This is a genomic window from Lactococcus sp. bn62 (assembly GCF_029492705.2).
Lineage (GTDB): Bacteria > Bacillota > Bacilli > Lactobacillales > Streptococcaceae > Lactococcus > Lactococcus petauri.
In genome coordinates this window covers 1,839,209-1,865,418 of the sequence record NZ_CP120417.1, presented here as the reverse complement: position 1 = coordinate 1,865,418, position 26,210 = coordinate 1,839,209, and the positions used below count along the sequence as shown (strand labels likewise).

At 37.5% G+C, this 26,210-nt stretch carries 27 protein-coding genes; 23 read left to right on the top strand and 4 right to left on the bottom strand.

Annotated features, from left to right (window positions below):
• Positions 1–75 precede the first annotated feature (75 nt).
• The 6 genes from P3G65_RS09705 to P3G65_RS09680 all read left to right on the top strand — a co-directional run bounded on the left by P3G65_RS09705 (position 76) and on the right by P3G65_RS09680 (position 4,990).
• Entirely contained in the window at positions 76–474 is a 399-nt protein-coding gene (locus P3G65_RS09705) for a hypothetical protein (protein WP_019292234.1), read from the top strand.
• A 72-nt stretch (positions 475–546) separates the two neighbouring features.
• Positions 547–2,553: a DUF1430 domain-containing protein gene (locus P3G65_RS09700; RefSeq protein WP_238582249.1), complete on the top strand. Its 2,007-nt coding sequence runs from the start codon at positions 547–549 to the stop codon at positions 2,551–2,553.
• Between the two features lie 6 nt (positions 2,554–2,559).
• On the top strand, positions 2,560–3,189 hold the full coding sequence (locus P3G65_RS09695) for an ABC transporter ATP-binding protein (RefSeq protein WP_019292232.1): 630 nt from the start codon (positions 2,560–2,562) through the stop codon (positions 3,187–3,189).
• Between the two features lie 126 nt (positions 3,190–3,315).
• Entirely contained in the window at positions 3,316–3,741 is a 426-nt protein-coding gene (gene rplK, locus P3G65_RS09690; RefSeq protein ID WP_003133340.1) for a 50S ribosomal protein L11, read from the top strand.
• Between the two features lie 89 nt (positions 3,742–3,830).
• Positions 3,831–4,520, top strand: coding sequence for a 50S ribosomal protein L1 (gene rplA / locus P3G65_RS09685; RefSeq protein ID WP_003133341.1), 690 nt, complete (start codon positions 3,831–3,833; stop codon positions 4,518–4,520).
• 113 nt (positions 4,521–4,633) lie between these two features.
• Complete coding sequence (locus tag P3G65_RS09680; protein ID WP_019292231.1) at positions 4,634–4,990, top strand: hypothetical protein; 357 nt, start codon at positions 4,634–4,636, stop codon at positions 4,988–4,990.
• 4 nt (positions 4,991–4,994) lie between these two features.
• On the opposite strand, the gene P3G65_RS09675 is transcribed toward P3G65_RS09680, so the two are convergent.
• Both P3G65_RS09675 and P3G65_RS09670 read right to left on the bottom strand, forming a co-directional pair.
• Positions 4,995–5,222 carry a hypothetical protein gene (locus P3G65_RS09675; RefSeq protein ID WP_019292230.1) on the bottom strand — a complete coding sequence of 76 codons (228 nt, stop codon included), beginning with the start codon at positions 5,220–5,222 and terminating at the stop codon, positions 4,995–4,997.
• Entirely contained in the window at positions 5,219–5,614 is a 396-nt protein-coding gene (locus tag P3G65_RS09670; RefSeq protein WP_019292229.1) for an HIT family protein, read from the bottom strand. The genes P3G65_RS09675 and P3G65_RS09670 overlap by 4 nt, the downstream gene beginning before the upstream one ends.
• Before the next feature lie 199 nt (positions 5,615–5,813).
• On the opposite strand from P3G65_RS09670, the gene P3G65_RS09665 reads away from it, so the two are divergent.
• The 5 genes from P3G65_RS09665 to P3G65_RS09645 all read left to right on the top strand — a co-directional run bounded on the left by P3G65_RS09665 (position 5,814) and on the right by P3G65_RS09645 (position 10,872).
• The gene (locus P3G65_RS09665) at positions 5,814–7,349 is read left to right on the top strand and encodes a MucBP domain-containing protein (protein WP_019292228.1); all 1,536 of its coding nucleotides are present in this window, start codon (positions 5,814–5,816) and stop codon (positions 7,347–7,349) included.
• 110 nt (positions 7,350–7,459) lie between these two features.
• Positions 7,460–8,077, top strand: coding sequence for an HAD family hydrolase (locus tag P3G65_RS09660; protein ID WP_107106282.1), 618 nt, complete (start codon positions 7,460–7,462; stop codon positions 8,075–8,077).
• Positions 8,078–8,130: 53 nt separating this feature from the next.
• Positions 8,131–8,976, top strand: a complete 846-nt coding sequence (locus tag P3G65_RS09655) for an Rgg/GadR/MutR family transcriptional regulator (protein ID WP_019292226.1) — start codon at positions 8,131–8,133, stop codon at positions 8,974–8,976.
• Positions 8,977–9,119: 143 nt separating this feature from the next.
• Positions 9,120–9,860, top strand: coding sequence for an ABC transporter ATP-binding protein (locus P3G65_RS09650; RefSeq protein ID WP_029343375.1), 741 nt, complete (start codon positions 9,120–9,122; stop codon positions 9,858–9,860).
• Positions 9,853–10,872: an ABC transporter permease gene (locus tag P3G65_RS09645; RefSeq protein WP_019292224.1), complete on the top strand. Its 1,020-nt coding sequence runs from the start codon at positions 9,853–9,855 to the stop codon at positions 10,870–10,872. The genes P3G65_RS09650 and P3G65_RS09645 overlap by 8 nt, the downstream gene beginning before the upstream one ends.
• A gap of 24 nt (positions 10,873–10,896) precedes the next feature.
• Here the strand turns inward: P3G65_RS09645 and P3G65_RS09640 are convergent, their stop codons facing one another.
• A complete protein-coding gene (locus P3G65_RS09640; protein ID WP_019292223.1) occupies positions 10,897–11,523 on the bottom strand; it encodes a copper homeostasis protein CutC in 627 nt (208 codons plus the stop codon).
• Between the two features lie 229 nt (positions 11,524–11,752).
• Between P3G65_RS09640 and P3G65_RS09635 the strand changes: the two genes are divergently transcribed.
• Positions 11,753–12,574 (top strand): putative RNA methyltransferase, encoded by an 822-nt coding sequence (locus P3G65_RS09635; RefSeq protein WP_019292222.1) that lies wholly within the window; start codon positions 11,753–11,755, stop codon positions 12,572–12,574.
• A 43-nt stretch (positions 12,575–12,617) separates the two neighbouring features.
• Here P3G65_RS09635 and P3G65_RS09630 read toward each other — a convergent pair whose 3' ends face one another.
• A complete protein-coding gene (locus tag P3G65_RS09630) occupies positions 12,618–12,896 on the bottom strand; it encodes a DUF3270 domain-containing protein (protein WP_019294186.1) in 279 nt (92 codons plus the stop codon).
• A 172-nt stretch (positions 12,897–13,068) separates the two neighbouring features.
• Here P3G65_RS09630 and P3G65_RS09625 point away from each other — a divergent pair, with 172 nt between their 5' ends.
• From P3G65_RS09625 to P3G65_RS09575, 11 genes are all read left to right on the top strand, one after another.
• Positions 13,069–13,992, top strand: coding sequence for a peptidase U32 family protein (locus P3G65_RS09625; protein ID WP_019292220.1), 924 nt, complete (start codon positions 13,069–13,071; stop codon positions 13,990–13,992).
• A complete protein-coding gene (locus tag P3G65_RS09620; RefSeq protein ID WP_019292219.1) occupies positions 13,989–14,927 on the top strand; it encodes a zinc-binding dehydrogenase in 939 nt (312 codons plus the stop codon). The genes P3G65_RS09625 and P3G65_RS09620 overlap by 4 nt, the downstream gene beginning before the upstream one ends.
• Positions 14,928–14,996: 69 nt before the next feature.
• On the top strand, positions 14,997–16,286 hold the full coding sequence (locus tag P3G65_RS09615; RefSeq protein WP_003133356.1) for a U32 family peptidase: 1,290 nt from the start codon (positions 14,997–14,999) through the stop codon (positions 16,284–16,286).
• A gap of 22 nt (positions 16,287–16,308) precedes the next feature.
• Positions 16,309–17,181, top strand: a complete 873-nt coding sequence (locus P3G65_RS09610; RefSeq protein ID WP_019292218.1) for an adenylyltransferase/cytidyltransferase family protein — start codon at positions 16,309–16,311, stop codon at positions 17,179–17,181.
• A gap of 10 nt (positions 17,182–17,191) precedes the next feature.
• Positions 17,192–17,929 (top strand): MurR/RpiR family transcriptional regulator, encoded by a 738-nt coding sequence (locus tag P3G65_RS09605; RefSeq protein WP_019292217.1) that lies wholly within the window; start codon positions 17,192–17,194, stop codon positions 17,927–17,929.
• A gap of 389 nt (positions 17,930–18,318) precedes the next feature.
• The gene (locus tag P3G65_RS09600) at positions 18,319–19,716 is read left to right on the top strand and encodes a glycoside-pentoside-hexuronide (GPH):cation symporter (protein ID WP_019292216.1); all 1,398 of its coding nucleotides are present in this window, start codon (positions 18,319–18,321) and stop codon (positions 19,714–19,716) included.
• 52 nt (positions 19,717–19,768) lie between these two features.
• Positions 19,769–20,797, top strand: a complete 1,029-nt coding sequence (locus tag P3G65_RS09595) for a galactose mutarotase (RefSeq protein ID WP_019292215.1) — start codon at positions 19,769–19,771, stop codon at positions 20,795–20,797.
• A 10-nt stretch (positions 20,798–20,807) separates the two neighbouring features.
• Complete coding sequence (locus P3G65_RS09590; RefSeq protein WP_019292214.1) at positions 20,808–22,007, top strand: galactokinase; 1,200 nt, start codon at positions 20,808–20,810, stop codon at positions 22,005–22,007.
• Positions 22,008–22,018: 11 nt separating this feature from the next.
• The gene (gene galT / locus P3G65_RS09585; protein WP_019292213.1) at positions 22,019–23,497 is read left to right on the top strand and encodes a UDP-glucose--hexose-1-phosphate uridylyltransferase; all 1,479 of its coding nucleotides are present in this window, start codon (positions 22,019–22,021) and stop codon (positions 23,495–23,497) included.
• Positions 23,498–23,568: 71 nt separating this feature from the next.
• Positions 23,569–24,552, top strand: coding sequence for a UDP-glucose 4-epimerase GalE (gene galE / locus P3G65_RS09580; protein WP_019292212.1), 984 nt, complete (start codon positions 23,569–23,571; stop codon positions 24,550–24,552).
• A 186-nt stretch (positions 24,553–24,738) separates the two neighbouring features.
• Entirely contained in the window at positions 24,739–26,199 is a 1,461-nt protein-coding gene (locus P3G65_RS09575) for a basic amino acid/polyamine antiporter (RefSeq protein WP_019292211.1), read from the top strand.
• Positions 26,200–26,210: the final 11 nt, after the last annotated feature.

Sequence of the window (26,210 nt, the reverse complement as noted above, 5' to 3'; positions counted from 1 at the left end):
ATAAAATAAAGGAAGGAGGCTAAAAAGTACTGTTGTCCTAGAAAAAAATAGTTGTATTTGAAAGGAAGCTTTATTATGAAAATCAAAAAAATTATTGCCGTATCAACTTTAGGGCTAGCTCTTTTTGGGGCAAGTCAGATTGCGACTGCTGAGAAAATATCTGCCGATGGTGTTTTTGGCGATAGTGTTGAAAAGATGGAACGTGCTGTTCGTATTTTGCAAAATAATTTTACGAAACACGGCAAACAGGTGGCATATTATAAAACTTTTCCAGATGCCGCTTTGGGGAAGAAAACCTTGACATCAGAGTATTATAATTGGGCTGTAAAGCATCAAAGCACTGCTTATGTCCAAGGCGGAGGAAATCAAAGTAGTGGCTGGTATCCGGCAGGTTATAAAGTTTGGGTATCTTCTACAGGTTATCGTTATGGAGGATATAGCTGGGGCTATCAGGCAGTTGGAAATAAATGGTAAATCGTGATGAATAAGCTGTTGAAATTTACCTTATTACTCCTTTTTTCTTTGATTACTTGCATGATTGCTTATATGCGTTATACCGATAAAGAAGCCACACGGTTGAGGGAAGCTGTTCAACTTCCAAATTATACCCAGATTTATCAGCCCAAAATAAATAATCCCAATAATGACCTTAACGACCTTGATGTGAAGGTAGAGTTTATAAATCGTAAAGATTTTATTAAGGCAATAAAAGAGGTTTCGCAAGAATTTGATGTTCCTTTTATTATCCGTGTGCGTTTTCTAGGGCATAAAAATGATGGAAAAGGTAATGTTGATTATGGATCCCCTCTATCAAATATTACTTATTTTGAAACACACTATCATCCTAGAAAAGAAAAGAAGTTTAGAGACCTCGATTATAAGGTAAAGATAAATAATAGCCCTATAGAAGATTTGACAGATGAGCAATATCAAGGAGCCAGTATATTTTTCAAATCTGACGATAAAAAAAGAGTTTTAGAAGCTTTATCCCAAAAGTTTAATCAAATCTCAAAAGTTCAAACAAGCTCTGCCAGTTTAGAGAATCAGCCGTCATGGTATATTCCGAGCAGTCCAATTATTAGAGTCAGTGATATCTATGTATTCCTTATTAAAGTTGTTCTTTTCTTTTACTTTGTTTTTATGTTTATATGGATAATTTTAAGAAATAAAGAAATAGCTATATTTTCTCTTAATGGCTTGAGCAACTTCATAATCCTCAAACGAATCTATCTTAAATCTTTTGTTGGAACACAGCTTTTGGTACTTTTTTTGGCAAATATACTGATAATAAGAGCAATTGATACAGAATACATAGGATTGATTTTTTTAATTTCAATTTTGAGTGTGTTTGGTGTATTGCTTATTATTGGAGTTATTGTGAGGTTTTCTCTGGCTCAGCAAGTCAATAATAAACCATTTTTTAAAAGATTTTATGTTGCTGTCTATCTTGTCAAGGTATATATTTTTGCAGCAAGTGTAGCAACAAGCATGGGATTGATGCTCTTGTTCAACAGTAGTATAGGAGTGTTGCAATCCTCGCCTATAAAAGGTTATGGTACTTTTCATGGCGGCGGTTCGGGTTATTTAGAAAGTTTGAAGAGTCATACACAGCACGAATCCCTTTTTAAATACATGGAGAATAATGGTGGTTTACACGCTGCAAAGAAATTTTTACCGCAGAAATTTTTGGAGAAATATCAAGGCATGGAAATTAATTCAGCTTATCTTCAAAAATATAAGATAGAAGATGTTAATGGAAATGATATTAAAATCCCGACTGAAACAAGTGAAGCGGTGATTTTAATTAACGAACGCTATAAAGATAAGTTGCATGAGATAAAAAAAGGATATTTGGAACTTCTAGATATGTCTGGTCTTTGGTTTAAAGGAAAGAATAGTCGTTTCATTATCATCAAAGATAAGCAAAAAATACCAGCTTTTCAAGGGGAACGAGGCGGAATTTTTTCTAATGGAAGAAAAGAGGAAATACGAGCAGATATAGTAGAGGTCCATACGGTAAATAATGCGGGAGTAAACACCTACATCAATATGTTTTATAATGGGAACACTCTTGGTGCTTTATTTCCTATTAAGAAAAGTGCGGAAAAAACTTATTTAGATCTACTCCCTAGTTTAAGGAAGGATAAGGTAGAAGCTAGTTTTACTTCATTTGTTTCTAGCTCAAAAATTGCAGAGAATGATATGAAGATGTATATTGGAGAGCGCTGGTCATGGGTATTGATGAACCTTCTGGCATTCATTCTCTTTATCATCATGATACTATCCACAACAATGATTTATTTCAGAGTCAATAAAGAAAAGCTTGTCCTTTTTCGGATACAAGGATTTTTCCGTCTAAGAAGCTATCGCTTTCTATTTATAATCATTATCATTCAAAACATAGTGTTTTTTACTCAATCGATGATTTTAGGCTATGATTTCACAGTCATTGAGGCTTATATACTTTATGCTTTGATTGAGATATTTTTAGTCTTCCACCTCCTCACTCGCCTCGAAAAGAAAGAGTTAGTCAACACCTTGAAAGGAGCATAATACAGCATGATAGAACTGCAAGAAGTGAGTAAAAAGTTTGGGAAACATCAGATTTTTGAAAATTTTTCCCTCAGTATTCCAGCTCAGAAAATGACAGCGATACTCGGAAGAAGTGGCGCCGGAAAGTCCACGCTTCTTAATCTTATCGGATTGATTGAAGGCGCAGATTCTGGGAGGTTATATATATCAGGGAAAAAAGCACCTAAGATAAACAGCAAAGAAGCGTTACTTATGCGGCGCAACCTGATAGCATTTCTTTTTCAAAACTTTGCCTTGATTGAAGATGAGAGCATTGAGCGAAATCTCAATATCTCTCTAGTGTATGAGAAAATAAAAGGCAAAGAAAAGCGACGTAGGATGAGAGAGATTTTAAATCAAGTAGGTATTGCTCATAAGCTAAGCGAAAAAGTATACGCTTTGTCTGGTGGGGAAAAACAGCGTGTAGCTCTGGCGCGTGCTTTGTTGAAACGCAGTAAGATTATCTTGGCTGATGAGCCGACCGGCTCTTTAGATGAACAAAATAGATCCTTGATACTGGGATTGTTACGCCAAGAAGTAGAAAAGGGAAAAACAGTCATCATTGTCACGCATGACCCAGCTGTTGTTGCAGCATGTGATGAATTCGTTGAAATATAGAGACTTGACAAAAACAACTATATTTGGTAGACTGTTTAAGTATGTTTTTAGCATATAGGCGTGGAAGATAGAATGGTCTATCATCATACCACATCACGAAAACAATATTATAAGGAGAAATTTATCGTGGCTAAACAAGTAGAAAAACTCGTTAAATTGCAAATTCCTGCCGGTAAAGCAACACCAGCTCCACCAGTTGGTCCAGCTTTGGGTCAAGCAGGTATCAACATCATGGGATTCACTAAAGAATTCAACGCGCGTACAGCTGACCAAGCTGGTATGCTCATCCCAGTTGTAATCTCAGTATATGAAGATAAATCATTTACATTCATTACAAAAACTCCTCCAGCAGCAGTTCTTTTGAAAAAAGCAGCTAAAGTTGAAAAAGGTTCAGGTGAACCTAACAAAGTTAAAGTTGCAACTGTAACAAAAGCACAAGTTGAAGAAATTGCAAACACTAAGATGGCTGACCTTAACGCTGGTTCACTTGAAGCAGCAATGTCAATGATCGAAGGTACTGCGAAATCTATGGGATTTGTAGTAGAAGGTTAATTTTTAATTAATCATCGCTCATTTTCCACACAAGTGGAAGGCTGTTATAATAACAGACAACCGATATTACCACAAGGAGAAATATAGAAATGGCTAAAAAAAGCAAATCAATGCGCGCTGCTATCGAAAAAGTAGACGCAACTAAACTTTACAGCGTTGAAGAAGCAGTAGCACTCGCTAAAGAAGCTTCAATCGCAAAATTTGATGCATCTGTAGAAGTTGCATACAATCTTAACATCGATACTAAAAAATCTGACCAACAAATCCGTGGTGCAATGGTATTGCCAAACGGTACTGGTAAAACTGCTCGTGTTCTTGTTTTCGCTCGTGGCGAAAAAGCTAAAGAAGCAGAAGCAGCTGGTGCAGACTTCGTTGGTGCTGATGAACTCGTAACTAAAATCAACGGTGGTTGGTTGGACTTCGACGTTGTAATCGCAACACCTGACATGATGGCTGTTGTAGGTCGTCTTGGACGTGTCCTTGGCCCACGTAACCTCATGCCAAACCCTAAAACTGGTACTGTAACAATGGACGTAACTAAAGCTATTGAAGAATCAAAAGCTGGTAAAGTTAACTACCGTGCTGATAAAGCGGGTAACATCCACGTACCAATCGGTAAAGTTTCATTCGACAACGAAAAACTTATCGAAAACTTCAAAGCTATCAATGCCGTAGTTGTTGCTGCTAAACCAGCTACAGCTAAAGGTACTTACATCACAAACCTTTCAGTTACTACAACTATGGGTGCTGGTGTTAAAGTTGATACAACAAGCTTCTAAGTTGAAAATTAAAAAAGCTCCTCAGGGAGTTTTTTTTGCATATCTTAGAAACTAATATGTAATTTTTGTAATTTGAATTAGAGAAACATGCTTTTTCATGTTACAATAGTAATATGAAACGAATGACTCTATTAATAGGCTTTATAGCAGCTGTTTGGATAACTATATATATCGGAACAGTATTTGAATTTCCCTTAATAAGTTTACAAATAATTTCATTGTTGTTACTTTTTACGACTTTTTACTTGGTGAAACTTGATGGAACTTGTGCTTGGCCCTATTTACTCATTATTGATATTTTCTTGGTATTTTTCCTTTTTACCTTTTATAATTCTCGTTATTTTTTCACATATATCCAATATGATAGCGATGTGACTGAAATTTTAATTATCGCTGGATCATTTATTATCTCCCAAATTTTAGGAATCTTTTGGGGCAGTCAATTTTATATTAATCCAAATAAAAAGTAGTGAATCATCCTTCACTACTTTTTTCTGAAAGTTTTTCTAAAATTTCATTGATTTTATCAACTTTAGGTTGAGCAAGGGTTTGAAATTCGTTCACTTTTCTTTGAATTTCTTGTCCGGTAAGCTCAGCCTTTTTTGCTTCAATTTTTACATTTTCTAAGTTCGCTTTGACCTCATCTATTTCTTTACTTAACCGTGAAAAGATTTCTGAGACGTCATTGATGAATTCTTTCATAAGATTTCCTCCGCAATTGCATTAAGATCATAAGTATGTGCTGTGAAAGCAGCAGAGAAACCATCATCTTCAGCATAACGTGGAATGAGGTGTACATGAGTGTGAAAGACAGTTTGTCCAGCTATTTCCTCGTTGTTTTGTAGGATATTCATCCCTTTGGCATCTAGAGAATCCACAAGTTTATTAGCAATTTCTGGAATTCTAGAGAAAAGCTGAGAGGCTTGCTCGGGTTCCATTGCCAATAAATTTCGTGTATGTGTTTTAGGTACAACTAAAGTATGCCCTTTTGTGGTCTGTGTGATATCAAGAAAGGCTACCAAGTTATCGTCTTCGTAGATTTTCGTACTTGGAATTTCACCCGTAATTATTTTACAAAAAATACAATTATCCATAAGAAATCTCCCTGTCCATTTGTAGAGTCTCAAAAGTTGAGCACTACTTTGTTATAAGTAAATTATAACAAATTCTTCTGCTTTTGCTTAGTGTAACTTGTTAAGAAAATTTTTTAGAAAGCGTTAAGACAAATAAATAGTTTTTAATGTTTAAAATTGGTATTATCATGGTAAGAAAAACAAAATAGGAGGTAAAGTCATGAAAAAAATTTCAAACCAATTATTGCTTTTCATCCTCATGTTGGGGAGCATTTTGAATCTTATCCCATTGGTGAGTGCTGAAACAACGTCTCCAAGTGCAATACAATTTGTAGATCAAGTTGTTCTAAGTAATAACAATGGTCCAATAAACTCAAATAAAATAAGTGATGCTTCTTTGGTCAACGCTACCTATACGCTTAGTATTCCAAACGGTACAGTCATTGATACGGCGCAAACGTACACAATGCCATTACCTCAGGAATTAAAGTATACAGGAACTGCTCCAATTTTGCTGACTAAAGAAGATGGTACATTGTTAGGTTCAGTGACTATCCAAAATAATATGCTTAATATTGTTTTTGCACCTGTTATCAACAATTTATCTAATCGTACATTATTTTTTAACTTTTGGTCTGGCTTTAATAAAAATACTTTAAATTATGATGCGGGGAATGATTTAGCCTTTCCGACAAAAAATAATTTAAATAATAGTATTCACGTTAATTTTTCAAAAAGTAGCTCAGGTGAAGGGTCAGGGAACAGTGCAATTGCTAAAACGTTGCACTATGAAGCAAATGATATAGTGACTTGGACTATAACCATAAACAATGGTGGTTATGAAGTTTCCGATGCGAATTTTGCTGATACGATGAGCAACACGCAGGACTATATACCGGGTTCGACCAGTATACATTATAGAAACTATAAAAATACTGTTATTAAAACAGAGTCAACGGATTTGGTTTTTAATCCTAATGCAGATGGGAGTCAATCCACCTCCTTAAATCTTGGACATCTCCATGGTGACACAGAAGCATCTCTCACCGAACCCAATTCAGTCGTCATACATTATCAGACAAAATTAAAATCTAATCCTGTGAATAATAAATACCCTAATCAAGCTTTTTCCTATGATGGGACAACTCTAATTGATAGTGCAGTTTCCACTGCAACTTATCATGGACAAGGTGGAGGAGGAACAGGTGATCTTGCTGGTGATGTACTTATCAAATATGTTGACGAATTGGGAAATAAGCTCATAGATAATATTACACTCAAGGGAAACATTGGTCAACCTTACACTTCCGAGCAAAAAGAAATCGAGGGTTATACCTTTAAAGAAGTACAAGGGAATCCCACAGGAATCTTTACAGATCAGGCGCAAACCATCACTTATGTTTATACTAAATTACCAGTAAAAGGTGAAACAGTAACTGTAAAATACACAGGCGATGATGGTAAAAAAATAGCAGAAGATACAGTTCTTACAGGGAACATTGGTGAAGAATATGTTTCGACACCAAAAGAGCTCCCAGGTTATAGTATAAAAGGCGTGCAGGGAAATCCAAAAGGTGTATTTACCTCTACCAAACAAGAAGTAAAATACTTGTACGCGAAAAATCAAACGTATCAAGCTAATCTTCCGGCGACAGGAGAAGATAATGGAAAATTTTTGACCATCATTGGTGTTATTCTCTTATTTTTAATAGGAGGAGTAATAGTCTTTGTGCGAAAAATAAACAAATATAAGTAAGGCATCCTACCATTTCCAACCATAAAAAGATAAATAGATTAAAAACATTAAAAAAATCAAATCTATGTTATAATAATTTTTAATAAATTATAAATAAGGAGAAATTTAATATGGATGCGTATATTTTTGACTTCGATGGAACATTAGCAAATTCGGGGAGTACGGGTATATTGGCAACACAAGCTGCTTTTCAGCAGTTTAACTTAAGTATTCCCTCAAACGAGACAATTAACTATTACACAGGTATTCCGATTGAAAAGTCTTTTAAGAAAATGGCTGTGGGGCATACATTTAAGGAAGAAGAATTTGAAGAGTTGTTAAGTGCCTTTCGAAAATACTATAAGGCATATGAGCAAGAAAATCTTACACTTTTCCCTCAAATAAAAGAAGTGCTTCAAAACCTGCGCCATTCCGGTAAAAAGCTTTATGTGGTCTCAAGTAAACACTCTACAGCTTTAAAAAGAAATTTAGAATTTCTTGAGATTGCTTCAGATCAAGTAGAAAATTATAAACCTGCACCAGATGGTGTACTCTACATAGTAAAACAATACGGCTTGAGCACGCATCAGACCGTAATGATTGGTGATGCCATTTTCGATATACAGATGGGGAAAGCCGCAGGAGTACAGACATGTGCTGTAACTTGGGGTGCACATGATGCTGCTGAATTAGCAGACCAGCATCCCGACTTTTTGATAAAACAAGTAGACGAGTTGCTGAACCTTTAAGGGAGATGTATGAATAAAACTTTTAGTTATTTAACTTTAGGGGAATGAGTTTTATGATTTACAAAAAATACGGGGAAATCTTTAAAAAATTACGTGTCCAACATAAACTTTCTTTGCGTGATTTTGAGCGCATTGGTTTATCAAAGTCAACTATATCTTCCTTTGAAAATGGAAAAACACTGATTTCATTTGATAAACTAGACCTTGCCTTGCAGGAAATGCATACAACGTTCAGATCTTATATGCTGATGCTCAATAATGATGAAGAAGATTATTGGTTAAATCAGTTTAAGAAAATAGAGCAAGCTTATTTTAACAAGAATTTCTCTTTATTAGAGCAAGTCTATTTAGACAATATTGAATATGATTTAGAAGAAAATAAAGTTATTGCACTTTCTGCTAAAGCTTGTTATAGCCATTTATCTCCAGTGGAAGTTTCTTATATTGAAACGAGATTAAAAAGCTATCATATTTGGCATAGTTATGAACTTTATATTTTAGTAAATACCTTAGAGGAGATTGATCCCAGGTTATTGCAAGATCTTGTAGGGCAAATGCTTTCCCAAAACGAACATTACTTGAAAGAAATAACAGAATTTAGAAATCTGCTTATTCGTGTTGTTCTCCGAGCGACACTTGTAATGATACGTCACGGCTACAGAGATGATTCAGAACGATTTCTCAAAGCGTTTGAAGGATTAACGATAGTCTTTGACACCTATGTTCGAATATCCTCCCTTTTTGTAAAGGGATGTTGGATATACGCGTTTGAAAACCAAATTACGGGTAAAAAACTGACTGCACGTGCTTTAAAAATATTATCCGAAATCGGAGCTTTAGAACTACGGGAAGTTTTCCAAAAAGATTTTGAGAAAATCAGCAACAAATCAAGTGCATGAATGATAAGGGACTTTTCTACATAGTCCCTCATTTTTTTAGTAGAAAAATTAAGAAAAAGAGATAACATTAGAGGAAAGCAAAAGAAGTTGGGATATGATAAAATTAACTTATACTAAATTTGATTAGAAATGGAGATATTAATGTGGCTCTAAAAATAAATAACGTGACTGGAGGCTACTTTGGTAATCCGGTTCTTGAAGATGTAAGCTTTGAGATAGCGGATGGAGAACTGGTTGGACTTATTGGTCTTAATGGTGCGGGTAAATCAACAACTATTCAGGAAATTATGGGACTGCTCACGCCTTACTCAGGTCAGATCGAATTGGATGGAATTACGCTCCAAGAAGATCTTGAAGGTTATCGTAAAAAGATTGGCTTTATTCCAGAAACACCAAGTCTTTATGAGGAACTAACTTTGCGTGAGCACATTGAGCTTACAGCTTTAGCTTATGGAGTTCCTGGAGAAGAAGCAATGCCTCGGGCAGAAGAACTCCTAAAAACCTTCCGTTTGGAAGATAAGTTAGACTGGTTCCCGGTCAATTTTTCTAAAGGAATGAAGCAAAAAGTAATGATTATTTGCGCCTTTTTGACGGATCCAAGTCTTTACATTATTGATGAACCCTTTCTAGGATTAGATCCTTTAGCGATTCAAGATTTAATCACACTTATGCTTTCCATGCGTAATGCTGGTGCTTCGATTTTGATGAGTACACATATTCTCTCAACAGCAGAGAAATTCTGTGACAAATTTGTCATCCTTCATGAAGGTAAGGTATTGATTGCGGGAACGATGGAAGATTTGCGTGCCAAATTTGGCAAGGAAGATGCCAGCCTTGATGAAATTTATTTAGAATTAACGAAAGGTGTAAATGCTCATGAATAGCTTATTTGAAGAACGCCGCAAAGTATACTATCGGCAAAATCTCAAATATTTGCGTTATGTGTTTAATGATCATTTTGTTCTCTTTTTGATGATTTTATTGGGCGCTTTAGCCGTACAGTATGCTCAATTTTTACAAGCTCACAGTTTAAATACTGCTGGAAAAGTTGGTTTAGTTCTTTTAATCACCATTCTAAGCCAGATTTTTGGAAGATTGGCCAGCTTCGTGGAACCTGCGGATAAGGTGTTTCTCTTACCGCAAGAGAAAGCAGTGCGCAAACATTTACTTCTGTCTTGCTTGCGTTCGCTTCTTTTCCCTGCGCTTATTAGTCTTGTTTTAGTCGGAATTGTGGCGCCTCTTTTAAAATGGTCTTTCTTCTATCTTTTGCTATGGTTTATTCTTTTAGTTTTGTTAAAAGCAGCTGGTTTAGGCCTTCGCTTACGTCAACTCATGCCCAATGGAATTATTTCTTGGGAGAGACTTATCGCTTACGAAGAAAACCGCAAAACGAATACATTACGCTTTTTTGCCCTTTTTACCAATGTTAAAGGACTGAAAACACAAAGCCGTCGTCGCAAATATTTAGATTTTCTCTTACCGAAAACGCTGCGAACCTATGAGTATCTCTTTAGTCGTGCTTTTTTGCGCTCCGGAGACTATCTCTCGCTGACGTTGCGTCTGATTGCTCTTAGTGTACTTTCTTTAATTTTTATTGGTAACCCGATTCTTGCGGTTATTTTGGCATCGGTCTTTAATTATTTGTTGCTTTTTCAACTTTTTGCCCTCCAAGATTCTTTTGATTACCAAGTGTTGACGCGAATTTATCCACTCCGTCAATCATCAAAATTTGCAGCAATTAAAAATGTCCTCTCACGTATAATGCTTTTCGCGACAGTCGTAGAAGTCATTTTCGGTTTAGTCTTTCTGCAACCACGCCTTTATCTGATTGTACTTTTACTGGTGAATTTCTTGTTAGTGAAATTTTATATAAAAATGCGTTTGAAGGGCAAATAAAAAAACAGCTTAAGCTGTTTTTTTTTATTTTGCAATAATTTTTGTTCCATGGACAAAGTTTGTACCTGTTAAGTTTGCGTATTCTTCATAGTTATCAACAGTTACACCACCACCAATAATAATAGCAATTCTTCCTTTCGCATATTTAACAAGATCTGCAATTTTTTCGGTATTGAGTGGCTTGTCGAGACTGTCTCCATGCATAAGAATTTTTTCGACGCCAGCTTCGACCAATGTATCGATGGCAGCATGCTGGTCCTCAATCTCATCAAAGGCCATGTGGAAGGTCACAGGAAGACCTTGAGAAGCCACCATAAGTGTTTCAAGGGCTTCAACGTCAATTTGATTGTCTTCTGTTAGAGCGCCTAAAACGAGATTTTGTGCACCAGCTTCGATAGCTTTGAGAATATCATTTTCCATGATTTTTAATTCATAAGAATTATAGACAAAATTGCCTCCACGTGGGCGGATGATAACAGCTAAAGTTGTCTTTTGGTCTCCGATAAATTCAGCGGCTTGCTGAATGACACCATAGCTTGGTGTTGTTCCACCCACAGCAAGGTTATCACAAAGTTCAATACGCTCGACTCCTGCAGCAATTGCTTGAGGAATTTCAGTAAAATTTTCAACACAAAGTTCACGAATAATCATTGGCTTCTTTATTTCCTTTTCTGACTTTTTCTTTATTATAACAAAAAAAGTAGCTTTGCTGTTTTTAATGAATAAAAAGCTAGTGTATAGCAAACGAGGCATGCGATTTGATATAAAATACTGCATAAATAGAAAAAATATTTTCTTGGATATTTGTGATTCCTACGCTTTATAGGATTACTTGGATCCAGAAAAGTTAAAGCATCTGATGAAATGCTATAATAGGTTTATGTTAAAAAAAATTGAAAAAGCCTATGTTTATTTAGAAAAAAATCTCGAAAGTCTCAGCTGTCCTTTATGCCACACTTCCTTTGCTTTGGAGCCTTATGCACTGCGTTGTGAGAATAAGCATACCTTCAATTTAAATAAAAAAGGGTATGTTAACTTTTTACAAACAAAAGCAGATACGGAACATTATACAAAGAAGATGTTTGAACCCAGACGTCGCTTAATCGCTGCTGGCATGTACACACCTGTACTTAAGGAAATTGAAAAAGCCCTTTTATCTGGCAATTTGTTGGATGTGGGTACAGGTGAAGGCAAGTTTTTGGAGTTGTTGTCTTACCAAGGGAACAAATTTGGCTTTGATATTGCAAAAGATGGTATTGAAATGGCGACTGATTTGCCTTTTTCAGCTTTTCTAAGTTTGGCAGATTTGACAAGACTACCTTTTGCTGATGCTTCTATTTCGAGTGTCTTAAATATTTTTACACCTTCAAACTATAAAGAGTTTAATCGAGTGTTACAGTCAGGGGGGAATATCATCAAGATTGTACCAGATCGATATTATCTTCAAGAGTTGCGTAAAGTATATGGCTTTCCAGTTAACTATGACAATACAGAGGTTATTCAACGCTTTGAGCAGGAATATCCTAATGCCGTGGAAAAAGAACTTCATTATAGTTTTGAGATTCCTGAGGCCCTTCGTTTAGATTTTCTGGAAATGAGTCCTTTAGAATGGGCGGTATCCTCTAAGATAAAAGAAGCAGCAAGAAAAAATCCCCCCACCCAGGCAACTATTCATGTGCAAGTTTTAATCGGGCAAAAATAAAAAACCTCTTCTTGAGGTTTTTTCTGTTAGAACATAAAATTTATTATTTCATGAGGAGGTGTACAATCTTTTTGATTCCTTTTTTACAAACAAGGAAAACGATAAAACCAACAACAAGAGCAGCTGGAACAGCAACTAAACTGCTTGTCATTGTAATAAAAATATAGACCATCATTGCCATGATGACTGAAAAGCTTGCGACATTAAGAAAGAAAGTCAGCTCGTGCACACGTTTGGTAAGATGGCTTTCTTGTTCATGTAGCTCATCATATGAATAGTATTCTTGCTTCTCATAGAAATCGTTTAAATTTTTTAATTCCATAGTTTTTTTCCTAAGTTTTCCTGATAATTAAGCTCTATACTACATCATAACAAATTATGTAAATGTTTGCAATACAATTTCATGTCTTATATTACTTTTTTGTTAATCGGAAAATAAAATAAAATGAAAATCTGACGTGTCAAGAGCGATAAATAGTGATATAATTTAGTCTATGATTAAAATTACTACTACCGCAGAAAGTGTGGAGCAAGCCAAGGCTCTACTTGCTGCTGGAACTGACAACCTTTATATTGGTGAAGCCGAGTTTGGGTTACGCTTACCCACAGCGCTTAGTTACGATGAAATTCGTGAGATTACAGCTCTTGCACATGAAGCAGGAAAAACAGTGACTGTTGCTGTAAATGCATTGATGCACGTTGATATGATGGCTAAAATAAAACCCTACTTAGACTTCTTGCAAGATATTCAAGTAGATCGCATAGCCGTAGGAGATGCAGGAGTTATCTTCGTGCTTCAAAGAGACAAATATGACTTGCCTTTTACTTATGATGCTTCTACCATGGTGACTTCAAGCCGCCAAATCAACTTCTGGGCGGGCCAAGGTGCTGTCGAAGCTGTGTTAGCACGGGAGCTTCCCAAACCGGAACTTGAAGCCATGACGGGAAACTTAGATGTACCCGGCGAGGTATTGGTTTATGGAGCAACTGTTATTCATCAAAGTAAACGTCCTTTAGTGCAAAATTACTACAATTTTATTAAGACAGAAGAGACAGGAAAAGATCGTGAACGTAATCTATTTGTTTCGGAACCCAAAAAGGAAGATACCCACTATAGTATCTTTGAAGACAATCATGGTACACACATTTTTGCTAACGATGATCTTAATATGATGAGCGAGCTCTCGGAACTGGTAAAAATGGGCTTTGACCATTGGAAACTGGACGGTATCTTTACACGCGGTGCGGATTTTGTTGCCATTACGAAGTTGTTTGTAGAAGCGAAAAATGCCATTGTAGCAGGAAATTTCACTGCAGATAAGGCCTTTCAGCTTGAAGAAGAAGTGCGTAAACTTCATCCAGCAGGGCGTACTTTATCACATGGTTTCTATGACTTAGACCCAGGTAAAATTAAATGATGAAAGCTTTGTATTTTGAAGAATTTGGGGATAGTGATGTCCTTAAATATGGCAAAGTTCCCTTGCCACAAGTGCTAGAAGATGAAGTTTTAGTCAAAACGGCATATATTGGCCTCAATTTTGCAGATATTTATCGCCGCCGAGGAGGCTATCATATCGAGGAACACCATCCTTATATTAATGGATACGAAGGTTCTGGTGAAATTGTCGAAGGGAAGCAGAAAGGAAGAAAAGTTCTTTTTGTCGATGTTCCCTTTGCTAATGCTGAATATGTTGCTGTGCCTAAAGAAAAGCTGATTTATTTGCCTGATAATATTGATTTAAAGTTAGCCGCCAGTATTGGTCTTCAAGGTTTGACTGCAGATTTCTTAGCGCATGATTTAGGGAAAAATCAAATAGGGGACAAAGTATTTGTTACAGGAATTAGCGGTGGTGTCGGGCAGATCTTGTCTCAAATTCTTGTGGCAGATGGTATGGAAGTATATGGTACGGCATCGAATGCAGAAAAACAAGCTTTGGCCCTTTCTCGTGGAGTGTGTCAAGTCTATCCAAGCCGAACGGATGAGTGGCGACAAGCGTTGTCTATTAAATTTGATACGGTTTATGATGGCGTGGGCAGCACTGTGAATAAAAATTTAGAGCTTTTGAGGAACAGAGGAAGTCTGATTTTCTTTGGTATGGCGGGAGGCAATCCGCCACAAATTGATCTCGTGAAGATGATGTCTAAATCCAAAAATATCCTAACGGGTGACTTATGGGATTTTTTGACCAGCTTTTCTGAAAGGGAACGCCGAAGTCAGCGTCTCTTTGATTACTTTGAAAGAGGAAAAGTTGAAACAGCGGAAGCAATTGTATTTCCCTTATCTGAAGGTAAGGAAGCTCATCAGTATTTAGAGTCTGGAAAAAATATTGGCAAAGTTTTATTAAAACCATAGTTTATTTTATTAAAGAAGTTTTGGTCGGCAGACCTTATCAAAAATCTTATCTTGAAAATAGGAGAAAAAATGCAAGAAAATTATACAAGACCTGAGGTACTTTCACCTGCAGGCACACTGGAAAAACTTAAAGTAGCGATTGATTATGGCGCAGATGCTGTATATATCGGTGGACAAGCCTACGGTTTGCGATCACGCGCAGGTAACTTTACCTTTGATGAGATGCGTGAAGGCGTAGAGTATGCTTCAGCCCACAATGCTAAGGTATATGTTGCGGCCAATATGGTCACACACGAAGGGAATGAGGAAGGTGCAGGCGAATGGTTCCGTACACTGCGTGATTTAGGAATTTCTGCAGTGATCGTTTCGGATCCTGCATTGATAGCAATTTGTGCAGCCGAAGCACCAGGTTTACCAATTCATCTCTCTACGCAGTCTTCAGCAACGAATTACGAAACTTTAGAATTCTGGCAAGGTTTAGGACTGGAACGTGTCGTCTTAGCCCGTGAAGTTTCTATGGAAGAATTAGCAGAAATCCGAAAACATACATCTGTGGAAATTGAAGCTTTTGTCCATGGTGCTATGTGTATTTCTTATAGTGGACGCTGTGTACTTTCAAACTATATGAGCATGCGTGATGCCAATCGAGGTGGCTGTTCACAATCATGCCGTTGGAAATATGACCTCTATGATATGCCTTTTGGTAGTGAGCGCAAATCAATCAAAGGTGAAATTCCCGAAGAATTTTCAATGTCTGCAGTTGATATGAGCATGATTGAACATATTCCTGATATGATCAAAAATGGTGTAAATTCCTTGAAAATTGAAGGACGTATGAAATCTATTCACTACGTTTCAACAGTTTCAAATGTTTACAAAGCGGCCATTGATGCTTATCTAGAAAGTCCGGAAAAGTTTGAGGCTATTAAGCCAGATTTGGTTGATGAACTTTGGAAAGTGGCGCAACGTGAATTGGATACAGGCTTTTATTATGGTATTCCTGATGAAAATAAACAACTTTTTGGTGCACGTCGTAAAATTCCAGAATATAAGTTTATTGGCGAAGTTGTTGCTTACGATGAAGACAGTAAGGTTGCGACGATTCGTCAACGGAACGTCATTACAGAAGGTGATACGATTGAATTTTATGGGCCTGGCTTCCGTCATTCTGAAACAACAATTAAAAACTTACGTTTGGCAGAAACAGGAGAATCTATCGACCGTGCACCAAATCCAATGACCCTTTTACATATTGATGTGGAAACGCCTGTACAACCTGGAGATATGATCCGTAAATCAGGTGCAGGCTTAATCAATCTTTACGAAAAATCAGGTGCGGCTAAAACAGTGCGTGCTTAAAAAGATTAAATAGAGGAGCGTAATGACAGAAAAGACAAGATTAGGCGTTTATTTTGGTACTTTTGCTCCTTTTCATAAGGGGCACCAGCAACAGATTTACAAGTGTGCTGCACTTAATGATCAGGTTCTCTTAGTCGTATCAGGCTATACTCATGATCGAGGTGATAAGATTGGCTTGCCTCTAGCCCTACGTTATCACTATTTACAGGAAGCTTTTGCTGATGAAGAGGACATTGAGGTTGCAATGTTAGATGAAACGGATTTACCTCCGATGCCACAAGGATGGGATGCTTGGTTTAAACGTTTGTTTGACTTATTAAAAAATTACCAGAGCCAGGAAATTACTTTTTATGTGGGAGAGCCGGAATATGTAACTGAGCTCAGTGCACGTTTTCCGCAAGATTTGCGTACCTATAAGGTAGAAATGGCTGATAGGCAAGATATTAAGATATCCGCAACAGACATACGTGAAAATCCATTGTTGTACTGGAACGAGATAAATCCCGCTTTTCGTAGACATTTCACTAAAATTGTTGGTATAATTGGTGGCCGACAAAGTGGTAAGTCAACCTTGGCTAGACGTTTAGCACGTACTTTTAACAATGCCCCCTTTGCAAAGGATATTGAACAGGCTATCACTTCAGCCGGAAATCAAGGTATAATCTTTATTGATAATACTCTATCTCCGGATATGGATCTGGTGCTTTTAATTCCATCTGATAATGACGAAGCACTTTTAAGGGAGATAGCAGAGCAAGCACTTGCTGAAAAAGTTGTACGTTTAGATGATGAAGAAACGACGCGTGACACACGCGCTTATCTCGGGCGCTATTATCATGCTATTGATGCAATTAGTCAGTATACAGGGATTCAAATTGACCGTTTAAAATATTAGGAGAGGAAACATGGTTAACCAAAAGTTATCAAGTGCCGAAGCCTATACATGGCAAGTAATTCAAGAGCATTATGATGAAATTCCCCAACTTTCTATTACAGATTTGGCAGAATTAGCTCATTGCTCTTTATCAACGATTAATCGCACAGTGAGGAAAAAAGGTTTTTCGGGCTATGCCGAATTTCGCTATTCGATAAAAGAAAAGCCACTTCCCAATATTAATGGTTTTTCAAATGAAGTTTTGGCCGCAATTGGTAAAAACGAAGAAGAACTCCTACGGACCATTCATAATATTTCGGCTCCTGCTATTGAACAAGCCGTGCGTGCTATTGACCAAGCTGGTGAGATCATTCTCTTTGCGCGTGGTCTTTCCACTCATGCTGCTGTAGAGATGATGAAGAAGCTTCAACTTTTCCATAAGCCAGTGACACTTCATGATGACTATAAATATATGACTTATTATGCAAGTTTTGTCAAAGAGAACAGCTTAATCATCAATTTGTCCTTGAGTGGCGAAACTTTAGAACTGATTGAAGCAACCGAAGTGGCAAAAACCCATGGTGCAAAAATTTTGACCTTGACTGTAACGGAGCAAAGTCCATTAGTACGTCTTGCAGATGTCTCCCTAATTGGCTATAAAAGCTCTTTAGAAGTTAATTATTTTGATCTTGATGTCCATAGTCGACTGCCCTTGTATATTTTAGTACGTGTCCTCTTTGATGCTTACTCTATTTATAAAAAACAATGAAAAACAAATAATAAGCAAAGCCAAGGAGCTTTGCTTTTATTATCGTTCTTTTTGCTTTAGCAAATTAGAACGATAATACGCAGGGAGCGAAGCGAGTTGTGAACAACATAAAGTTCTTTTTGCTTTAGCAAATTAGAACGATAATACGCAGGGAGCGAAGCGAGTTGTGAACAACATAAAGTTCTTTTTGCTTTAGCAAATTAGAACGATAATACGCAGGGAGCGAAGCGAGTTGTGAACCACAACTTACATTCTTAGCTTTTGTAAGCGGTATTTTAGGAAGTATTTCCTGCCTTCTTTACCCAATGGGAAACTTTTCCAAATAAGAAAATGCTATCATATTAATGTAAGCGATTTCGGTGTAAGGAAATCGAAAAAGGAGGTTCCCGATGGAGGGAGGAAAAATGAAACAAAGAATTTCGTATGCTTTAGGTGCTTTGGGTCACGATACCTATTATGCAGCAATTAGCGTGTTCTTTATTGCTTTTGTTACGAGTCAAATGTTTGCAGGTAGTGAACATGAAGATGCAATGATTGCCCTTGTGACATCACTTGTCGTCATTATTCGATTGGTAGAAATTGTTTTTGATCCCATTATTGGGAGTATTATTGACAACACACGCACGCGTTGGGGAAAATTTAAACCTTGGTTGGTTGCTGGCGGTTTAATATCATCTGTAATGATTGTATTGATGTTTTCAGACTTCTTTGGATTAGCCAAAAGTTCCAATACAACCTTATTTATTATTGTCTTTATCATTTCTTTTGTCATTCTGGATGCTTTTTATTCCTTCAAGGACATTGCCTTTTGGTCAATGATTCCTGCGCTCTCTGAAAAGAATGAAGAACGTGAGTCACTCGGAACATTTGCCCGTTTTGGTTCAGCTATTGGTGCTCAAGGAACAACTATTCTCGTTATCCCGATTACCTATGGATTCACTCAACTCATGACGGGGCACCATGCCCAAGGTGCATCAGGTTGGTTTGCATTTGGTGTCATTGCTGCGATTGTTTCAGGTGGAACAGCCTTAATTACAGCTTGGGGTACCCAAGAAAAGGATTCTGTTATCCGTCAACAATCACAAAAAACAACAACCATTGATGTGTTTAAAGCTTTATTGAAAAATGATCAGCTGATGTGGTTGTCATTGTCTTATATCTTGTTTGCTTTAGCCTATGTCGCAACAACAGCAACTTTGATCTTGATGTTTACCTTCGTTTTAGGACAAGCTGCACTGTATTCAATTACAGGGATTGTCGGCTTTATCGGCTCTATCGTCTTAGTACCACTGTTCCCTGTCTTAGCGAAGAAATTTGGCCGTCGTAAAGTTTTGACAGGTGCAATTCTCTCGATGCTTGTCGGTTATGCTTTCTTTATCTTTGGAAGTTCAGTGCCAATGACAATTCTCGGTCTTATCTTTCTGACTACACCTTATCAGCTTGTGTTCTTATCAGTTTTGATGACAATCACAGACTCTGTAGAATATGGTCAATGGAAAAATGGTGTGCGTAATGAAGCAGTCACTTTGGCAATGCGTCCGTTACTGGATAAAATTGCTGGTGCTTTCTCTAATGGGATCTTTGGGTTTGTGGCGATTGCAGCTGGTATGACCGGTTCAACTTTTGATCCACATAAAGTTTACGGGGTAACGACCTTTAAGCTTTATGCCTTCGCTCTTCCAGCCGTTCTGATGATTATCTCACTCACGATTTATCTTCTTAAGGTAAAATTAACAGAGAAACGTCATAAAGAAATTGTTGCGGAACTCGAAAATAAATTAAAATAAAGATAAGGACTAGCGGTGACGCTAGCTCTCCTTATTTAAAGACAGGTGAATTATGGAAATAACAACAAAAGACTTTGGCTTAGGCGCGCATTTGATTTGTTTAACAAACAAGGCAGGAGATACGCTCTCATTGAGCAATTACGGTGCCCGAATCGTGGATTGGACAGTCAATGGTAAGAAAATCGTTTTGGGCTTTGATTCTACACAAGAATATGTCGAAAAAGATAACTATCCTGGTGCCACAATTGGCCGAACAGCTGGCCGTATCAAAGACGGTCAAGTGAAGATAGCAGGCAGGAACGTACAATTGCAACAAAATGAAGCTGCGCAAACCTTACATGGAGGGCAAGATTCCTTTGAAAGTAAACTCTGGCAGTTTGAAGTTTTTCAAGAAGCAGAACAAGCAAAAGTTCAATTTTACTTGACGTCAAACGATGGTGAAAATGGCTATCCAGGACAGATACAAGTTACTGTAACTCAAAGTTTTGATGAAAATGGCGCTTGGTCCATTGAATATGATGCCGTTTCTGATAAAGACACGGTGTTTAACCCTACAGGTCATGTTTACTTTAATTTGTCTGGAGATGTAGCTCAAAGTATAGACAACCATTTCTTGCGTTTAGGTGCCTCTCGTTTTGTTCCTTTGTTAGACAAGAGCGAGGTAGTACGTGGAGATATTGCGGAGTTAGCGGGTACAGACTTAGATTTGCGTTCAGGCAAAAGGCTCTCGGAAGTCTTTCAAAGTACTATGGAGCAAGTGATTTTGGTTGATGGTCTTGATCATCCTTTCCTTTTAGATGAGCCAAGCATAGAGAAGGAGCAAGCACGTTTAAGCTTTGAAGAGTTAAGTATCTCTGTTTATACTGATCGTCCAAGTATTGTTATTTTTTCAGCAAATTTTGGCGAATCTGGTGCAGTGTATCAAGGAAAAAAAGAAGTAAATCATGGCGGAATCACTTTTGAAACACAAGTGGCGCCAGGCAGTCAACAAATTCCGGAGTTGGGTGATATCACACTCAAAGCAGGTGAGAAATACTATTCAAAAACAATTTATAAACTCCATAAAGAAGAGAAAAAATGAGGAAAAGAAAATGACAACAATCGTGGAAAACAGTAAAGTTTTAACAGCATTAACAAACAGTTTTGAAAAAGTATTTGGGGATACAGAAAATGTGGAATACTTCTTTTCGCCAGGTCGTATTAACTTGATTGGTGAACATACCGACTATAACGGCGGCTACGTTTTCCCAGCCTCAATTACACTTGGGACAACAGGTTTGGCCCGTTTACGTGAAGATACAAAAATCCGACTTTTTTCACAAAACTTTCCAGAAGCAGGTCTTATCGAATTTGCTTTAACAGAGGTCAAGGAAAAAGATGATGACAGTTGGTCAAATTACGTTAAAGGAATGATAGTGATGCTTCAAGGTGCAGGCTATACCATCGATAAAGGTTTTGAACTACTTATCAATGGTGAAATTCCAACAGCTTCTGGTTTATCATCTTCAGCTTCTTTGGAACTTTTAGTCGGTGTAGTTTTAGACGACCTGTTTAATTTACAAGTCCCACGCTTGGAGTTGGTACAACTCGGACAAAAAACGGAAAATGAATTCATTGGTGTCAACTCTGGTATTTTAGACCAGTTTGCGATTGGTTTTGGTGAAGTGAAAAAAGCGATTTTATTGGACTGTAATACTCTTAAGTATGAAATGGTGCCGGTAGAATTACGTGATTATGATATTGTCATCATGAACACAAACAAACCACGTGCTTTAACAGAATCAAAATATAATGAGCGTTTTGCTGAAACACGTGAAGCATTGAAACGTATGCAAAGTAAATTAGCTATTGAATCCCTGGGTGAACTTTCTAATGAGGATTTTGATGCCAATACAGACTTGATTGGTGATGAAACCCTGATTAAACGTGCGCGCCATGCCGTATATGAAAATAACCGTACAAAAATAGCACAAAAAGCTTTTGTTGCTGGTAATTTGACGAAGTTTGGTGAATTACTTAATGCTTCACACGCTTCCCTCAAAGACGACTATGAAGTGACTGGGATTGAACTTGATACGCTGGCTGAAACCGCACAAAAACAAGCAGGTGTATTAGGCGCACGTATGACAGGTGCAGGCTTTGGCGGTTGTGCAATTGCTTTAGTCGCTCATGATAAAGTCGCAGATTTTGAAGAAGCAGTGGGAGCGGAATATGAAAAAGTAGTTGGCTATCCAGCAAGCTTTTATGTCGCCCAAATTGGTTCAGGATCAACAAAACTGGATGTGGAGTAGGAAAAGTAAAAATGGAAAAATATCAAGCTGTTCAAGAATTTATTAATTTAGCAGAAAAAAATCATCGAATTGAAACGCTTGATAAAATATATTGGCGTAATCAATTACTCCATTTCTTGGGGATGAACGATTGGGACGAACCACAAGTTACAGAAGAACATGATGCACTAACTTTAATGGATCAGCTCATGATCCTTGCACGCGACAATCAAGCTTTTTCGCCAGAAGAAGAAGAGTTTTATGAAGCGGCTCTGATGGACTTTATTAGTCCAACACCAAGTCAAATTAATCGTGAGTTCTGGAAGAATTATCAAGAGAGTCCTAAAAAAGCAACAGATTATTTTTATGGACTGACTCAGGAAATTAATCAGGTCAAGACGAGAGATATCGCAAAAAATATCGCCTTTAATTATCACTCAAAATATGGCGATTTAGAAATCACAATCAATCTCTCAAAACCGGAGAAAGATCCAAAAGCTATCGCTGCAGCTAAATTAGTCAAGGATTCTAGTTATCCAGCCTGTGCGCTCTGTATTGAAAACGAAGGGCTTTATGGTGGAGGGAATAAAGCTGCACGAAGCAATCATCGCCTCATCCGTTTAAAATTACAGGATGAAGAATGGGGCTTTCAGTATTCGCCTTATGCTTATTATAATGAACACTCAATTGTGCTCAACAACTTGCACAAGCCAATGAAAATTAATCGCCGATCTTTTAGTAATCTCTTGGACTTTTTGGATTTGTTCCCTCACTATATGATTGGATCCAATGCTGATTTACCAATTGTTGGGGGTTCTATTTTGACCCATGATCACTATCAAGCAGGACGTCATGAATTTCCGATGGCTAAAGCCAAATTAAGAGAACAAGTAGCCTTCAAAGCTTTTCCAGAAGTAGCAGTTGGCATTGTGAATTGGCCTATGAGTGTGGTACGTTTGTCTTCTGAGGACAAAGGGCAGCTTTTGACACTTGCGGACTACATTTTGAAGAAATGGCAACAGTATTCGGATACAAGCATTGATGTCATTGCTCATTCTGCTGATGGTACGCCACACCATACGATTACGCCAATCGCTCGTAAACGTGAGGGGGCTTACGAGATGGATTTAGTCTTGCGAGACAATAATGTTAATGAAACATATCCTGATGGGATTTTTCATCCTCATGCAGACCTGCATCATATCAAGAAAGAAAATATTGGCCTGATTGAGGTCATGGGTTTGGCTGTTTTACCTCCGCGATTGAAAAATGAACTGCAAGAAGTGGAACAGTATCTCTTAGGAAAGCCACATCATATGAAAGATATGCACTTACCTTGGGCACAAGAGTTAAAAAATCAAGGGGATTTTACTGAAGAAAATGTCTCAGAGTATGTCCGTGAAGCAGTTGGAGCTGTCTTTACAAGAGTATTGCAAGATGCGGGAGTATTTAAAGATGACAAAGCAGGATATGCCGGGTTTAAGCGCTTCATTGATTTTATAAATGAATAAGGTTATACTTGTAAGTGATTGATAAATAGTATTTAAAAACTTTGTACATCAAAGTAATGGAGGATAAATAAATGACAGTCTTAGTACTTGGAGGCGCAGGTTATGTAGGTAGCCATGCTGTTGATATTCTAGTAGCACGTGGTTATGATGTGGCCGTTGTAGACAATCTTGTGACAGGACATCGTGAAGCTGTCCCAGCAGATGTACGCTTCTATGAAGGAGATGTGCGCGATCAAGCTTTTTTGGCTGATGTTTTTACAAAAGAAAAAGATATCGAAGGTTTAATGCACTTTTGTGCCTATTCATTGGTAGGTGAATCAATGCAAAAACCCCTGATGTATTTTAATAATAATGTTGGTGGGGCACAGGTTATTCTTGAAACCATGGAAAAATTTGGTATTAAGCATATTGTCTTTTCGAGTACGGCTGCAACTTTTGGAATACCCGAAGAAAGCCCTATTTCTGAAAAAACTCCACAAAAACCAATCAATCCTTATGGCGAAAGCAAACTCATCATGGAAAAAATGATGAAGTGGCAATCAGAGGCAACGGATATGACTTATGTAGCACTGCGCTACTTCAATGTTGCTGGTGCTAAACATGACGGAAGCATTGGTGAAGCACATAAAAATGAAACGCATTTGATTCCGCTTATTTTACAAACAGCTTTAGGCCAACGTGAGTTTATCACTATCTATGGCGATGATTACAATACGCCTGATGGTACATGCGTACGTGACTATATTGACATGGAAGATTTGATTGAAGCACACATCAAAGCCTTAGAATATCTTAAAGCGGGCGGTGCTTCGGATCAGTTTAATCTTGGCTCTTCAAAAGGCTACTCTAACCTTGAGGTCTTGGAAACTGCACGCCGTGTTACCGGTAAAGAAATTCCATCACAAATGGGAGAACGTCGTCCTGGCGATCCAGATATGTTGGTGGCAGACTCGACGAAAGCAGGAGAAGTCTTGGATTGGCACGTGAAAAATAATTTAGAATATATTATCGAGAATGCTTGGAAATGGCATAGCTCTCATCCAAATGGATATTAATACAAATGGAAAAAGCAATCTTTTAATTTGGGTTGCTTTTTCGTTATTTTTGTAAGAAAACGCTTCAAAATGTAAAAATATAAAGAAAACAGGATTGAAAGCAGATGAAAGTTGCATGAAAATGCAAAAAATGTTATATTAAGAAAATATTTCAATATAAATAAAATGGAATTATAGGAAAAATAAATGGAAAATAAAAAAGGGATGGGGCTGATAGCCCTTGTCTCCATCGTTGTCTCCAGTGCTATTGGTGGTGGGGTATTTAACCTTTCCAACGATTTAGCCAATGGAGCAACTGCAGGTGGTGTAATCGTAGCATGGCTCTTCGTTGGTTTAGGGCTTTTAGCGCTTGTCTTGAGCTTAAACTATCTGATTATTAACAAACCACAACTTTCAGGGGTTTCTGATTATGCGCGAGAAGGCTTTGGCGATTTGGTAGGTTTTCTTTCTGGGTGGGGTTACTGGTTGTCCACATGGTTAGGTAATATTGCCTTTGCCGTGCTCATGATGATATCTATGGATTACTTTTTCCCTGGTAAATTTGCAGATGCAAATGGAAGTCTAAGCGTTTTTGCAGTAGTGTCCGTATCGATTCTTTCTTGGCTTTTAGCTTTGATGGTGAGTAAAGGGGTCGAATCTGCAGCGATTGTGAATACCATTGTTCTGGTTTGTAAATTAATCCCAATCTTTGTTTTTATGATTACAGGGATCTTTATGTTCAAAGCAGGAGTATTCACTGCAGGTTTTTGGAACAATATTACAGAAAATACTCAAGGCTTGGTTCTAGCTCAAGGGTCAATGACCGCTGGCGGCTTACTCGATCAAGTTAAAAGCTCTCTTATGGTCATGATTTGGGTCTTTGTCGGGATTGAAGGTGCGGCAATGATGGGCGATCGTGCCAAGAAAAAATCTGATGCAGGCCGCGCGACAATCATTGGTCTTATCGTTTTACTTTTTATCTACATCTTGCTTTCACTCCTACCTTTCGGCTATTATGATCAAGCAGAATTAGCTGCCATGAAAACGCCAGGCATGGTTTATATGCTAAAAGATATGCTTGGTAGCTTTGGAGGCGCATTGATGGCCAGTGGTCTTGTTGTTTCCGTTTTAGGGGCTTGGATATCATGGACGATGCTTCCAGTGGAATCAACAACACAGTTGGCCAATCAAAAATTACTCCCAGAATGGTTTGGACGCTTAAATAAACATAACGCTCCTGCAAATTCTCTTTGGCTTACACAAATCTTTGTTCAATTTTTCATCATCGTTACTTTTTATGTCGCAAATGCTTATAATGTAATGGTGTACCTCTGTACAGCATGTATCATGATCTGTTACGCTTTGGTCGGTGCATATATGATGAAACACGGTCTTGAAGAAAAAAATACAAAAAATATAGTCATTGGCTTTGTGGCCCTTGCTTTCCAAATTTTAGCGCTGTGGCTTTCAGGCTGGCAGTATGTTTGGATGGCTTCGATTCTCTATGCAATTGGTTTTATTTTCTACTACTTAGCGAAGAAAGAAAATGGTAAGACACTTTCTCGTGTAGAAATTATTGTTCTTTTTGTAATTATCGGTTTGTCTATCTTTGCAGCTTTTGGCTTGATTGGCAATCATTATGGTTTAAGAGAGTTACTTGGCTTATAAATAACGTAAAA